We start from the raw sequence: 13895 nt of genomic DNA, 5'->3' as shown, positions 1-13895 counted from the left end.
TCCGTACGGATACATTCGGCCGCGGTCGACGCGTTCCGGCGCACGCCCCCGACCTTGGCGGGGGTGAGGTCTGACCCGGGTCCGCGAAGTGCGGATTCGCGATAGGGCCAGCAATAGGGGAGTTAGGGATGGCTCAGGGCACCGTCAAGTGGTTCAACGCGGAGAAGGGCTACGGCTTCATCGCGGTCGACGGTGGTGCGGATGTTTTCGTCCACTACAGCGCGATCCAGATGGACGGCTACCGCACCCTCGAGGAAGGCCAGCGGGTCGAGTTCGAGATCTCGCAAGGTCAGAAGGGGCCGCAGGCAGACATGGTCCGCCTGGCCGGCTGAAGCTCCGGAGCGTCGCCGACGGCGCTACGCACTCACGCCGAAGGGTCCGTGTCCCGACAGGGGCGCGGGCCCTTCGTGCGTCCGCCCGCGGCCGGGCCGCGGCCTGCTCCGGGGGAGGCGCGCGGCGCCCCTCCGGGACCCCGAGTTATCCACAGTCGCTTGCACTCGACTAGGGCGAGTGCTAATCATTGGCGTTAGCACTCTGACAGTGAGAGTGACAGAAGGACCGGGTCGGCGAGGCCCGATCGAGCGCCGGGAAGAGCCCGGTGATCGGCAGGCCGTCCGTCGCGGGCGCCACGCGGTCCACTGAAATCCACCCCTGTCCGGGAGGACCACTTCTATGGCCAAGATCATCGCGTTCAACGAGGAAGCTCGGCGCGGCCTCGAGCGCGGGATGAACCAGCTCGCCGACGCCGTCAAGGTCACCCTCGGCCCGAAGGGCCGCAACGTCGTCCTCGAGAAGAAGTGGGGCGCCCCCACGATCACCAACGATGGTGTTTCCATCGCCAAGGAGATCGAGCTCGAGGACCCGTACGAGAAGATCGGCGCCGAGCTGGTCAAGGAAGTCGCGAAGAAGACCGACGACGTCGCCGGTGACGGCACGACGACCGCGACCGTTCTCGCCCAGGCCCTCGTCAAGGAAGGCCTCCGCAACGTAGCCGCGGGCGCCAACCCGATGGCCCTCAAGCGCGGCATCGAGAAGGCCGTCGAGGCCGTCTCCGCCCAGCTGCTCGAGCAGGCCAAGGACGTGGAGACCAAGGAGCAGATCGCTTCGACGGCCTCCATCTCCGCCGCCGACACCCAGATCGGCGAGCTCATCGCCGAGGCGATGGACAAGGTCGGCAAGGAAGGCGTCATCACCGTCGAGGAGTCGCAGACCTTCGGGCTCGAGCTTGAGCTCACCGAGGGCATGCGCTTCGACAAGGGCTTCATCTCCGCCTACTTCGCGACCGACCTGGAGCGTATGGAGTCGTCCCTCGACGACCCGTACATCCTGATCGTCAACTCGAAGATCGGGTCCGTGAAGGACCTGCTCCCGCTCCTCGAGAAGGTCATGCAGTCCGGCAAGCCGCTGCTGATCATCGCCGAGGACGTCGAGGGCGAGGCGCTCTCCACCCTCGTCGTCAACAAGATCCGTGGCACCTTCAAGTCCGTCGCCGTCAAGGCTCCGGGCTTCGGTGACCGCCGCAAGGCCATGCTCGGCGACATCGCCATCCTCACCGGTGGCACCGTCATCTCCGAGGAGGTCGGCCTCAAGCTGGAGAACGCCGGTCTCGACCTGCTCGGCCGTGCCCGCAAGGTCGTCATCACCAAGGACGAGACCACGATCGTGGACGGATCCGGCGAGGCCGACCAGGTTGCCGGTCGCGTCAACCAGATCCGTGCCGAGATCGAGAACTCGGACTCGGACTACGACCGCGAGAAGCTCCAGGAGCGCCTGGCGAAGCTCGCGGGCGGCGTGGCCGTCATCAAGGCCGGCGCCGCGACGGAGGTTGAGCTCAAGGAGCGCAAGCACCGTATCGAGGACGCCGTTCGCAACGCGAAGGCCGCCGTCGAAGAGGGCATCGTCGCCGGTGGTGGCGTCGCTCTCATCCAGGCCGCCGTCGCGTTCGAGAAGCTCGAGCTCGAAGGTGACGAGGCGACCGGCGCCGCGATCGTGAAGCTGGCCCTCGAGGCCCCGCTGAAGCAGATCGCCGTCAACGGTGGCCTCGAAGGTGGCGTCGTTGTGGAGAAGGTCCGCAACCTGCCCATCGGTCACGGCCTGAACGCCGCGACCGGCGAGTACGTCGACATGATCGCCGAAGGCATCATCGACCCCGCCAAGGTCACGCGCTCCGCGCTGCAGAACGCGGCCTCCATCGCCGCGCTCTTCCTCACCACGGAAGCCGTCATCGCCGACAAGCCCGAGAAGGCCGGAGCCGGCGCCGGCGCCGGTGGCGGCATGCCCGGTGGCGACATGGACTTCTGACCTTCCGGTCAGAACTCCGGTCAGCGGTACCCGTAGTAAGACCGAGGGCGGCATCCCCAGTTGGGGATGCCGCCCTCGGGCGTTTCCGTGGTGGGACACTCCCTAGGCGCCGGCCGACTCCAGGGCGGCGCGCAGATGGCCGTTGCTCTTCGCGAGCAGCCGGGCCGCCGTGGCCGCGTCCACATCGGCGAGGATCGCCAGGATGGCGTGCTTGACCTCGCCGTCCGCCGCGGCCAGCGCCGCCTCGATCGTGGCGTCCGGCGCCCCCGTCGCCAGGGCGACGATCCGGCGCGACCGCGCCCGCAGCTTCTCGTTCGACGCCCGGACGTCGACCATCAGGTTCCCGTACGTCTTGCCGAGCCGGATCATCGTGATCGTCGAGAGCATGTTCAGCACGAGCTTCTGCGCCGTGCCGGACTTCAGCCGGGTCGAGCCGGTGAGCAGCTCGGGGCCGACGACGACCTCGATGCCGTGCTCGGCGGCCGCCGCGAGCGCCGAGTGCGCGTTGCAGGACAGCCCGACGGTGAGCGCCCCCAGCGAGCGGGCGTGCTCGACGGCGCCGATGGCGTACGGGGTGCGGCCGGACGCCGAGACGCCCACGACGGTGTCGTCCGGGCCCAGCGCCAGCGCGTCCAGGTCGGCGGCGGCCAGCGCCCTGCTGTCCTCGGCGCCCTCCACCGCGGTGACCATCGCGGCCGGGCCGCCCGCGATCAGGCCGGCGACCTGCCCCGGCTCGGTGTTGAACGTCGGCGGGCACTCGCTGGCGTCGAGCACCCCGAGCCGGCCGGCGGTGCCCGCCCCGGCGTAGAGCAGCCGCCCGCCGCGCGCCATCCGCTCGGCGATGTCGTCGATGGCCGCGGCGATGGCCGGCAGCTGTGCGGCGACCGCGGCCGGGACGGTGGCGTCCTCGGCGTTCATCGTCCGGGCGATCTCCAGGGTGGACAGCCGGTCGATCTCGGAGAGCTCGGGCCGGAACGCCTCGGTGGTGAGGGTCTCCAGCTCCCGGCGCAGCTCGGTGTAGTCGGAGTCGGTGGAGGGGGACATGCGGCTCGTACGTCCTTACGTGAAGCGGTGAGCCCTGGCGCCACGTCAGCGCGCCACGGCCTGATGCTGCGTCCTGTGTGCGGATGCCTGTGTGGATAGGGGGCTGGTGCTGGATGGGGAGGTGGCGGGGCTCCGGTCAGGAGCGGGAGGCGCGCGGACTGTGCCGGTGGGCCAGCGCCTCGTACGAGGCGGACAGGGCGGGCGCGGCGGTCTCGTAGGTGCGTTGCATGACGCCTATGAACAGGAAGTCCACCACGAGAAGCTGGCTGGTCCTGCTGGACATCGCGGCCGGCCGCAGCTCGCTCTCCCGCGAGGTGGACGTGGTCAGCACGTGGTCGGCGTACTGGGTGACCGCGCCGTCCGGGCGGCCGGTGATCGCCACCGTCGTCGCACCCCGGTCGAAGGCCACCCGCAGCGGCTCGATGACGTCATGGGTGTTGCCCGAGTGGGTGATCGCGATCGCCACATCGCCGGCCCGCAGCTGGACCGCGTTGGTGATGGCCAGGTGCGTGTCGCCGTGCGCGTGCGCGATCAGCCCGATCCGCAGCAGCTTCTGGACCAGGTCCTGGCCCACCAGGCTGGACGCGCCGATCCCGAACACCTCGATACGGCGCGCCGCGGCGAGGGCCCCGACGGCCGCCTCCAGCTGTGCCACGTCGAGCTGTGCGGCCGTGTCGGCGAGCGTCTGCTGCTCCTCGCGCGCCAGCTTCGCGACCACCTCGGTCAGCGGATCGTCCACGGCGATGTCCGCGGTCACGGCGGGCGGCACGCCCGCCGCCTGCTGCGCGGCGAGCGCGGCCAGCGCCAGCCGCAGATCCCGGTAGCCGGGATAGCCGAGCATCCGCGCGGTGCGGACGACGGTGGCCTCGCTGGTGCCGGTGCGCTGCGCCAGCGCGGTCACGGTGAGGTGCGCGCAGGCGGCGGGGTCGTTGGCCACGGCCTCGGCGACCCGCTGCATCGAGCGGGTCATCGACGGCCCGACCGTACGGACCGTGGCCGCCAGCGTCCCGGGGTCGGGGCTCTTGGCGGGCACGGTGGACGCGGCGGGGGCGGCGGACGCGTCACGCGATGGCCGTGCGCGCTGGGGGAAAGTTTCCTTCACGCTGTAGGTCACACCTTGAAAGATATTTTCAGGCGGTGGGGGCGTCAAGGGGACAGGAGGCAGAATGGACGGATGGATCGTGATCTGGAAGAGGCCCTGCACGGCGCGCGGGCGCTCATCCTCGCCGACCTCGCCGCCCGGGACGTCGCAGGGCCGGACGTCGTCTCCCTGGTCGAGAACGCCGTCGCGCAGCGGCGCTGGTGGGTCGAGCAGTGGCCCGAGGGCACCGAGTTCGTCGCCGGGCTGGTCGCCCAGGACGTCCAGGACGCGCTGCTGGCGCGCTTCGGACGCTGGCCGCTGTGCCCGCTGTGCGAGGAGCCGCACGGGCTCGCCGTCGAACCGGAGCTCGGGCCCGACCCGCACTGGGTCTGCGAGACCGCCGGAGCGGTCGTCGCCCCGGTCGGCGGGCTGAGCTGACGATGGCACCGCGAACGTGGGCGCAGCCCTTGAGGGCGGCGCTCTCATGACGCTCTACATCGACCCGCCGACCTGGCCGGGGCACGGCCGTATGTGGTCGCACCTGGTCAGCGACGTCTCCTACGACGAGCTGCACGCGTTCGCGGCGCGCCTCGGCTGCCCGCCGCGGGCGTTCGAACGGGACCACTACGACGTTCCGGCCGCGCGCTACGCCTCGGCCGTCGAGCTGGGCGCGGTGGAGGTCGGCAGCAAGGAGATCGTGCGGCGGCTCATCGGCGCGGGGCTGCGCCGCCGCAAGGCCCCGCCGACGGGTGACGCGTCGGCCGCGTCGGCCTGAGTGCGTCGAGGCCGGCCTGAGTGCGTCGAGGCCGGCCTGCGGGGGTCGAGGTCAGCCCGCGTGCGTCGCGCCGGTGACCTCGGCGGGTGCCGGGACCCCGGGCACCGGGTGGCTCGCGATGACGCGGCTCGCGCCGTGCCGGCGCGACGAGACGAGCACGAGGCCGATGGCGACCGCGGCCATCGCGGCGCCCGCCCAGGCGGTGGCCGCGAAGCCGAAACCGCCGCTGATGACGAGGCCGCCGAGCCAGGGCCCGCCGGTGTTGCCCAGGTTGAAGGCGGACGTGGTGGTGGCGCCGGCGAGGGTGGGGGCGGCGCCCGCCACGTTGAAGATGCGGGCGTTGAGCGCGGGCGCGGTGAAGAACGCCGAGAGGCCCAGCAGGAACGAGAGCACGATCACGGCGATCTGGTTCTGCGCGGTGAGCGCCATGACGCCCAGGAAGACCGTGGACGCGGTGATGCCGCCGATCATTACGCCGAACAGGTGGGCGTCCGCGAAACGGCCGCCGATCGCGGTGCCGATCAGCGCGCCGACCCCGAAGAGGCCGAGGATCGCGGGCACCGAGCCCTCAGGCAGCCCGGCGACGTCCGTGAGCAGCGGCGCGAGATAGCTGAAGGCGCAGAACACACCACCCGCCGAGAGGGCCGTGATGGCGACGGCCAGCCAGACGTTGCCGTCGCGGTAGATCCGCAGCTCCTCGCGGAGCCGGGGGCGGACGTCCGGGATCGGTATGCGGGGGATGAGCGCGATCACGCCGACGAGCGCCACCGCCGACATCAGGGCCACCGCCCAGAACGCGGAGCGCCAGCCGAACTGGTCGCCGAGGAAGGCGCCGGCGGGGACGCCCAGCACGTTCGCGATGCTCAGTCCGCCGATCATCACGGCCATCGCGCGGGCCCGCGCGTTCATCGGGACCATCGAGATCGCGACGGCCGCGCCGACCGCCCAGAAGCCGGCGCAGGCGAGCGCGCTGATCACCCGGGAGGCGAACAGCAGCGCGTAGTTCGGCGCCACGGCCCCCGCGACCTGCCCGAGGCCGAAGAGCGTGATCAGCGCGATCAGGGTGGTGCGGCGCGGCAGCCGGAGCGTGGCCACGGCGAGCAGCGGCGCCCCGACGACCATGCCGATCGCGAACGCCGAGATGAGCAGTCCGGCCTGCGGGATGCTGACGCCGAGGTCGTCGGCGATCGGCGGCAGCAGGCCCGAGAGCATGAATTCCGAGGTGCCGAGCGCGAAGACACTGAGGCCGAGGACGTAGACGGCTACGGGCATGCGGGAGCGGCTGGCGTCGGCGGAGGGCATAACAGTTACCAGCGCCTCGGGTGACCTGCGTATTCCCGCGTATTCCCGGACACGCCCGGGCCGGGTCAGGTGGCGGGATCGGTGGTGCGGCCGGTCGCGGGACCCGTCGTGGGACCCGTCGCGAGGAGCAGTTCCAGCTCGGTGCCGAGGTTGCGGCGGGCGATGTGCTCCCAGCGCTCGTGGCCGACCGGGGTGCGGAAGAGCCGGGGCAGATCCAGCAGCTGGCGCAGCACGGCGGCGCGGCCGGACCGGAAGTCGTCGTCCGGCACGAAGCCGTACTCCTGGCGGACGGCGGCCGCGTAGGCGGCGTACGCGGCCGGCTCACCGGCCAGGACCGCGAGATCCGCGTCACACAGGACCTCGCCGTTGCGGTCGTCGGGCGCCGGGTCGTGGCTGGTGGTGAGCAGCACCAGCCGGACCACCTCGGCGATGCGCGCGGCGCCGACCCCGGCCTCGGCCAGCGCCCGCTCGGCCAGCCGGGCGCTGCGCTCCTCGTTCTCGGAGCGGTCCGGGCGGTAGACGGCGTCGTGGAACCAGGCGGCGAGCAGTACGGAGTCCGGGTCGTCGGCGTACGCGGCCAGCTCGGCGATGTGGTCGAGAACGGCGACCAGGTGATCCGTGGTGTGATACCACCGCTGCTCCTCGCTCCACCGGCCGAGAAGGTCCTCGCCGTAGGCGGCATCGGGTGCGGGTGCGGGTGCGGGTGCGGGGGCATGGGCAGGTGCGGGGCGGGAGTGTCCGAAATCGGGGCGACCCGGGTGCGGCGCAGCAGGTCACACCATTGGGTGAGCAATGCGGCATGCTGCGGGTGCTTCGTCGCGGGGGTGACAGCCATGGTGGCTATTGTGCGCCTGAGGGCTCGCGCGGGGGTGGCGATTGTGGCACTCTTGGTCATATGTCTAGACCAATTTTCGAGGTGATCGCCCTCGGCGTCGACGACGCCGTAGCGGCCCAGACCGGCGGTGCCGACCGCCTCGAGCTGGTCACCGACATGGCTGCGGACGGCCTCACCCCGTCCCGCGAGACCTTCGCCGCCATCCGCGCCGCCGTGCACATCCCGCTGCGCGTCATGCTGCGGCTCTCCGACGGCTTCGGCGCCGGCGACATCGACGCGCTCTGCGCGGCGGCCGAGGGGCTGCGCCGTGAGGGTGCGGACGAGTTCGTCCTCGGCTTCCTCGACGGGCGCGGCGGGGCCGACCTCGAGGCGGTCTACGCGATCGCCGACGTCATCGACGGCTGCCGGTGGACGTTCCACCGCGCCATCGACCGCGCGGCGGACCGCGACGCGGTGCGGTTGCAGCTGGCGGGACTGCCGGGGCTGGACACCTACCTGACGGCCGGTTCGGCCAAGGGCGTCGACGACGGCCTCGCGGTGCTGGTCGCCGAGGCGGCACGGACGTCGGCGGAGCCGGCGCCGGAACCGGGGTACGAGCCGCGGATTCTGGTGGGGGCGGGTTGAACAGGGAGCATTTGCCGGCGCTGCGGGCGGCGGGGATCGACGCGTTCCACGTCGGCGGGGCGGTTCGCCCTGCGGGCTGGGCTTCCCCTGTGGACGTGGGTGCGATGAGGGAGTGGCGGGCGTTGCTGGATGCGCCGGTGCCGGTGGGTTAGGCGGGGGTTGGTTCGTGGTTCCGGTGCCCGGGGCCTGCGGGGCGGCGGTTCGAAATCGACTATTTAGGGCCTGGCGGCCCACAAATAGCTCGGCAGCATTTCGAACCCCCACCCCTCCGGCCCCGGGCACCTCGCGTTCCAGATCGCCGAGTTGGTGGCGGGCGGGATGGTCCATCCGACGGCCGCAACGCCGCCCTGCGGGTGGGCCCGAACCTTGTGGGTGGTCCTGCACCTTGCGACTGGTCCCACACACTGCGGGTCGTCCTGCACCCTGCGGGGCTCGTCGCCCCAGCGGGGGAAGGGGCGGGTGGGCGGGGAATGCCCGCCGCAGGCGCAACGGCCCGCGGGTGCCCGGGAGTCCGTACCCCGCCGGTAGGAGGCAAAGGGCGGGAGGGAGGGGGAAAGCCCGCCGCAGGCGCAACGGTGCGGTGGGGGCGACGTACTCGCACCCCCGTCGGAGGCGGCGCGGCTCGCCGCAGGCGGAACGGCACGGTGGGACGCCGGGGCTCAGACCCCGCCGCCCAGCCGGAGGCTGAACGTTGAGCCTTGGTCGCGGCCGGCGGAGGCGACCGTCGCGGTGCCGCCGTGGGATTCGGCCAGTTGGCGGACGATGGCCAGGCCGAGGCCGCTGCCTCCCGTCTGGCGGTTGCGGGATTTCTCGGCGCGCCAGAAGCGGTCGAAGACGTGGGGGAGGTCGTCGGGGGCGATGCCGGTGCCGGTGTCGGTGATGTCGATCACGATGCGGTCGTCGTCGGCGTAGCCGCGCAGGGAGACGCTGCCGCCCGGCGGGGTGTGGCGGATGGCGTTCGAGACGAGGTTGCCGACCGCCTGGCGGAGGCGTACCGGGTCGGCCTGGAGGCCGAGGTCGCCGGGGGTGACGGTGAGGGCGACGCCGGCCGAGGCGGCGCGGGCGCGGTGGGCGGCGGCGACCTGTTCCAGGATGTCGCCGAGGCGCACCGCTTCGGGGTGGACGCGGAGCGTCCCGGCGTCGGCGGCGGCCAGGTCCTGGAGGTCGTCGATGATGTGCTGGAGCTGGAGCGCTTCTTCGAGGAGCGAGGAGTTGAGGGCGTCGTCGGGTTCCGCGATGCCGTCCTCCACCGCTTCGAGCCAGCCGCGGATGTTGCTGACCGGGGTGCGCAGTTCGTGGGCGACGTCGCTGACCATGGCCTTGCGCTGTTCCGCGAGGCGCTGGCGTTCCTGGGACATGTCGTTGAAGGCGGCGGAGAGCCGGCCGATCTCGTCGCCGGTGGCGACGGTGACGCGCGCCGAGTCATCGCCGTCCCGCATGCGCTGGGCGGCGTCGGTGAGGGCGCGCAGCGGGCGGATGAGGCGGGCGGCGAGCAGGAGGGTGACGGCGGCGGCGAGGGCGAGGACGAGGCCCGCGACGCCCGCGACCCGCAGGGTGTTGGAGCGGGAGAGGGCGAAGCCGGGGTGGTGGCGCCGCTCGGGTCCGTGACGAAGAGGTACGCGGCGGGGGCGACGAACTCGCGGAGCTGGTCGCGGCGCGCGGTGTCGACGCAGTCGGCGGTCTTGCGTTCGGTGATGCCGCCGCCCTTGGGGTCGCGGACGGCGGGGGTGGGAACGGCCCGGGGCGGCTGGACGGCCCGGGCCGACTGGACGGGGCTGGGCGTCGGGACGGGGCTGGGCCCCTGGGCGGCTGCGGCGCCCCTGCCCCAGGTGAGGTCGGGGTTCAGTTCGAGGAGCGGCAGGTTCTCGGTGGTGAGGCACTTCTTGAGACGGGAGTTGAGGTCGGCGAGGGCGGAGCTCTCGGTGGCGGTGGGGGCGGCGAGCCTTCTGCCGCCGCAGGACTCGTCCAGCACGTCGGTGGGGTCGCCGCCGACGACCTTGATGTGCGGACGGCCGCTGGGGCCGTCGGCGATCTCGCCGGCGATCATGTAGTCGGCGAGGCAGGACACGCTGCGCCGGGCGAGGTCGTGCAGGTGGTTGCGCTCCCCGGGGAACAGCCGGAACGGGCCGACGGCGCGCGGGTCGATGTCGCCCGCGGTGGCGCCGGGGACCATGGTGGCGTCGACGTGCAGCGGGTCGAGGGCCGCCGACTGGGTCTGCGGGAGCAGGGAGCCGGGCGGGGCGGAGTCGGCGACCGGCCGCCGGTCCTGGGTGGTGACGGCGATACGGCGCTGGGTGGTGGCGGCCAGCTGCCGGACGGTGGGTGCGACGCCGTCCCAGTTCGCGTGGGTGGCCGCGTACTCGGCGAGCTTGCCGTAGATCAGGGCGTCGTTGGCGAGATAGCGGCTCTGCTCCTGCTGGATGGAACCGGAGGTCGTCTGGACGGCCAGCCAGGTGGTGGCGGCGACCGAACAGGTCGCGACCAGGACGAAGGAGAACAGCAGCCGGCCGAGCAGGCTTCTGCGGAACGGGACCTTGCCGCGGGCCGGCCGGGGTTCACGGGCCATCGTGCGCGCCGTCCGTCAGCTTGTAGCCGACGCCGAAGACCGTCACCAGGTAGCGGGGCCGGCGGGGGTCCGGTTCTATCTTCTTGCGCAGGTTCATGATGTGCACGTCGACCGTCCTGGTGGTGATGTACCGGTCGAATCCGTGGACGTGGTCCAGGAGTTGGGCCCGGCTGAAGACCCGGCCCGGCAGCGCGGCCAGAGCCGCGAGGATGTGGAACTCGCCGGGGGTGCAGTCGGCGGGCCTGCCGTCGACGGTCACCTCGTGCCGCGCCGGGTCCACGGTGAGCCCGCCGACGCGCAGCACGGCATCGGGCACGGCCTCAGGTTTGCGGGCGCCGCTGCGCCGCAACAGGGTGCGGATCCGGGCCATCAGCTCGCGGGGCTGTACGGCTTGGTCATGTAGTCGTCGGCGCCCAGATCGAGGCCGAGCAGCAGATCGTCCTCGGTGGAGCGGGCGGTGAGCATCAGGATCGGCAGGTCGGACTCGGCCCGCAGGACGCGGGCCACGTCCAGCCCGTCGACCCTCGGCATCTGGATGTCGAGCACGAGCAGGTCCGGCTCCCGGCGGCGCGCCTCCTCGATGGCGGCGCGCCCGTCGTGGACGACGGTGACCGTGTGGCCCTCCCGCAGCAGATAGCGGCGGACCAGTTCGGCCTGTTTCTCGTCGTCCTCGGCGACCAGCACGTGTGCGCACATGAGGGCGAGCGTAAGCGCACGGAGCGGCCCGAACACGATCGCGACCGCGACCTGACAACTTCTTCATATCTGCTGGTCAGGGTGGAGACGGCCGGATGCCTAGCTCTGCCCGGCGGCCAGCTCCTCCGGCAGCGGCTTCGCGTGGAGCACCGCGAGGCCGGAGACGGCCCGGGTGAGGGCGACGTAGAGGCGGCGCAGCCCGGTGCGCTCGTCCGGCTCGCCCGTGACGATGGCGGCGGGCTCGTCGAGCACCACGTAGTCGTACTCCAGGCCCTTCGCGAGCGTCGCCGGGACCAGGGTGAGCCGGGCCTGTGCCGAGGTCTCCTCGCCGGGGGCGAGGTACGGCAGGCCGGCCGACTCCAGGGCGGCGGCGAGCGGCGCGATGCGGTCGTCGGCGGCGATGAGGCCGACGGAGCCCTCGTGGCCGAGGGCGTCGTGGCAGGCCGCGAGAACGGCCGCGTCCAGCTCCTCCGCGCTGGTCCGGCGGATCACGAGGTCCCCGGGCGACTCACGGACCGAGGTGGCGGGGGCCAGCCCCGGGGCGATGGTGGGCAGCAGCAGGGACGCGTAGGCGATCACGCCGCGCGGCACACGGAAGCCGCGGGTCAGCTCCTCGACCGGGGCGCCGGGCTTGCCCAGGTGCGTGAGGGCCTCCTCCCAGCTGGCGGTCGCCCACGGCGTGGTGCCCTGCGCGATGTCGCCGAGCACCGTCGCGGAACCGGTGGAGCAGCGCCGGCCGACCGCCCGGTACTGCATGGGGGACAGGTCCTGGGCCTCGTCGAGCACCACATGGCCCAGCGAGTGGGTGCGCTGGACGAGGTCGAGCGTCTCGTCGATCAGCACGGTGTCGGCGGGGGACCACTGCGCCGAGGCCAGGCTGCGCGGCGGCTTCTCCCAGAGCAGCGTCGCCTGTTCCTCCGGCGTCAGGATCCCCTCCGCGCACTCCGCGAGGAACTCGGCGTCGGACAGCAGCCGCAGCACCGTCTTCGCCGGGTCGGCCTTCGGCCAGACCCCCTTCACCGCGGCCTTGACGGCGGGATTGCGGGCCACCGCGTCCTGGACGCGGTCGTCCGGCGCCTCCCCGGACTCCTCCATGCGGACGAGGATGTTGTGCGCGATCCGCTGCGGCAGCGCCTCGTGGGCGGCGCCGTACCGGATGTCACGCTCCATCAGCTCCCGCACCAGCTCTTCGAGTTCGTACGCGGGGACCCGCCAGCGCCGCGATCCGCGCACCACGACGATCGGCTCCTTCGGCATCCGGATGCCGCTGCGCACCGCGCGCCGCAGCACCTCCGCCATCCGGGCGTCGCCCTTGATCCGGGCGCGCTCCGCCGGGTCCGTGCCGCGCACCGTGACATGCGCGACCAGGTCGTCGACCGTCGCCTGCTTGACCTGCAGCTCTCCCAGGGCGGGCAGCACCTGCTCGATGTACTGCAGGAAGGACTTGTTCGGCCCGATGACGAGGGTGCCGGTGCGGGCGAGCCGCTCGCGGTGCGCGTACAGCAGATACGCGACACGGTGCAGGCCCACGGCGGTCTTCCCGGTGCCGGGGGCGCCCTGCACACACACGGTGCCGCCGATGCCGGCGCGGACGATCTCGTCCTGCTCCGGCTGGATCGTGGCGACGATGTCCCGCATCGGGCCGACGCGCGGCCGTTCGATCTCGGTCTGCAGCAGCTTGCTGGAGGTGCCGGCCTCCGCCGGGTCGGTGAGGTGCTCGTCCTCGTACGCGGTCAGTTCGCCGCCGGTGTAGCCGAACCGCCGGCGCAGCCGGACGTCCATCGGCTCGACGCGCGAGGCCCGGTAGAAGGGCTGCGAGACCGGCGCCCGCCAGTCGATGACCATCGGGTCGCCGTGGGCGTCGTGCACATGGCGGCGGCCGATGTAGAACTGCTCGCCCTCGGCGCCCTCTGCCTGCTCGGTGCCGGGGGCGTGCAGGTAGTCCAGCCGGCCGAAGAAGAGCGGGGTGTGCGAGAGGTCCGCGAGCGCCTTGATCCGGTTGTCGATCTCGGCGGCGAGGATCTTGGCGTTGACCCAGTTGCCGGTGACGTCGGAGATGTCCAGCGCCTCCACGTCGGCGCGCATCGCGGTCAGCGCGGAACGGGATTCGGCGAGGTGGGTCTGTTCGGCCCGGAGCGGGTTCGCGTCCTGGGCATGGTCGGGGTCGTGCAGGGGCACGGCGTTGCCTCCGGCTTGTGCGTACGCAGGGAAGAAGAGAGAAGCCGGCCGGTTTCCGTCCGGGCGGCGGCGCTCCCATCGGGAGGCGGCAAGACGGTGGATCTTACGCTCCCGCCCGCCGCACCGCGAATGCTTTTCCCCGCAACCGGGGCGGCACCTCGGGGGGCCTCAGGGTTCACCCCAGGTGCGCCCTAGGGGACGGACGTCAACCCAGAGGCGTACGTGACACGGGAGACTTCAGACTTCCGCCCGATGTACTGCAAACGGCGGATTTCCTACCGTAGGGATATGACCACAGAAACCTTCACCCCAGGCCCCTCCGCCGCCGGCAGCACCGCCCTCGGCACCCACCACGAGCACCCCCGCCACCTGCTGGGAAGCACCCTGCGCGCCGTCCGCGTCTTCGCGCAGACCGCCGTCGAGGTCGTCCTCCTCGGCAGCGAGGGCAAGCACCGCTGACCCAGGACGGAGCACGGCCCCCACCCGGCGGTCC

Annotated in this window: 10 protein-coding genes and 3 pseudogenes; 6 read left to right on the top strand and 7 right to left on the bottom strand. The window is 72.3% G+C overall.

Going from position 1 to position 13895, the window contains the following annotated elements:
• The first annotated feature begins 128 nt into the window (after positions 1 to 128).
• Together LNW72_RS18530 and groL are read left to right on the top strand one after the other, a co-directional pair.
• Complete coding sequence (locus tag LNW72_RS18530; protein WP_009339379.1) at positions 129 to 332, top strand: cold-shock protein; 204 nt, start codon at positions 129 to 131, stop codon at positions 330 to 332.
• 340 nt (positions 333 to 672) lie between these two features.
• Entirely contained in the window at positions 673 to 2301 is a 1629-nt protein-coding gene (gene groL / locus LNW72_RS18525; RefSeq protein ID WP_138355905.1) for a chaperonin GroEL, read from the top strand.
• 102 nt (positions 2302 to 2403) lie between these two features.
• Here the strand turns inward: groL and murQ are convergent, their stop codons facing one another.
• Both murQ and LNW72_RS18515 read right to left on the bottom strand, forming a co-directional pair.
• Entirely contained in the window at positions 2404 to 3345 is a 942-nt protein-coding gene (murQ, locus tag LNW72_RS18520) for an N-acetylmuramic acid 6-phosphate etherase (protein ID WP_250976432.1), read from the bottom strand.
• A gap of 136 nt (positions 3346 to 3481) precedes the next feature.
• The gene (locus tag LNW72_RS18515) at positions 3482 to 4459 is read right to left on the bottom strand and encodes a MurR/RpiR family transcriptional regulator (RefSeq protein ID WP_374117288.1); all 978 of its coding nucleotides are present in this window, start codon (positions 4457 to 4459) and stop codon (positions 3482 to 3484) included.
• A 60-nt stretch (positions 4460 to 4519) separates the two neighbouring features.
• On the opposite strand from LNW72_RS18515, the gene LNW72_RS18510 reads away from it, so the two are divergent.
• Entirely contained in the window at positions 4520 to 4864 is a 345-nt protein-coding gene (locus LNW72_RS18510) for a hypothetical protein (RefSeq protein WP_250976431.1), read from the top strand.
• A gap of 46 nt (positions 4865 to 4910) precedes the next feature.
• Complete coding sequence (locus tag LNW72_RS18505) at positions 4911 to 5201, top strand: DUF4031 domain-containing protein (protein WP_250976430.1); 291 nt, start codon at positions 4911 to 4913, stop codon at positions 5199 to 5201.
• A 51-nt stretch (positions 5202 to 5252) separates the two neighbouring features.
• Here the strand turns inward: LNW72_RS18505 and LNW72_RS18500 are convergent, their stop codons facing one another.
• Both LNW72_RS18500 and LNW72_RS18495 read right to left on the bottom strand, forming a co-directional pair.
• The gene (locus LNW72_RS18500; protein WP_250976429.1) at positions 5253 to 6473 is read right to left on the bottom strand and encodes a Cmx/CmrA family chloramphenicol efflux MFS transporter; all 1221 of its coding nucleotides are present in this window, start codon (positions 6471 to 6473) and stop codon (positions 5253 to 5255) included.
• 95 nt (positions 6474 to 6568) lie between these two features.
• Positions 6569 to 7258 (bottom strand): annotated as a pseudogene (locus LNW72_RS18495) (hypothetical protein); the annotation flags it as partial.
• Between the two features lie 140 nt (positions 7259 to 7398).
• On the opposite strand from LNW72_RS18495, the pseudogene LNW72_RS18490 reads away from it, so the two are divergent.
• Positions 7399 to 8114 (top strand): annotated as a pseudogene (locus LNW72_RS18490) (copper homeostasis protein CutC).
• A gap of 507 nt (positions 8115 to 8621) precedes the next feature.
• On the opposite strand, the gene LNW72_RS41680 reads toward LNW72_RS18490, so the two are convergent.
• From LNW72_RS41680 to LNW72_RS18475, 3 genes and pseudogenes are all read right to left on the bottom strand, one after another.
• Positions 8622 to 9401, bottom strand: coding sequence for an ATP-binding protein (locus LNW72_RS41680; protein ID WP_308401972.1), 780 nt, complete (start codon positions 9399 to 9401; stop codon positions 8622 to 8624).
• Positions 9402 to 10517: 1116 nt separating this feature from the next.
• Positions 10518 to 11224, bottom strand: a pseudogene (locus tag LNW72_RS18480) (response regulator transcription factor).
• A gap of 99 nt (positions 11225 to 11323) precedes the next feature.
• Positions 11324 to 13402, bottom strand: coding sequence for an AAA family ATPase (locus LNW72_RS18475; protein ID WP_250976428.1), 2079 nt, complete (start codon positions 13400 to 13402; stop codon positions 11324 to 11326).
• A 288-nt stretch (positions 13403 to 13690) separates the two neighbouring features.
• On the opposite strand from LNW72_RS18475, the gene LNW72_RS18470 reads away from it, so the two are divergent.
• Positions 13691 to 13861: a hypothetical protein gene (locus LNW72_RS18470; protein ID WP_187144921.1), complete on the top strand. Its 171-nt coding sequence runs from the start codon at positions 13691 to 13693 to the stop codon at positions 13859 to 13861.
• Positions 13862 to 13895 lie beyond the last annotated feature (34 nt).

The sequence above is a fragment of the Streptomyces sp. RKAG293 genome (assembly GCF_023701745.1).
Taxonomy (GTDB): Bacteria; Actinomycetota; Actinomycetes; order Streptomycetales; family Streptomycetaceae; genus Actinacidiphila.
The sequence above is the reverse complement of the archived record's forward strand: the minus strand, read 5'-3'. Positions and strand labels throughout refer to the sequence as shown.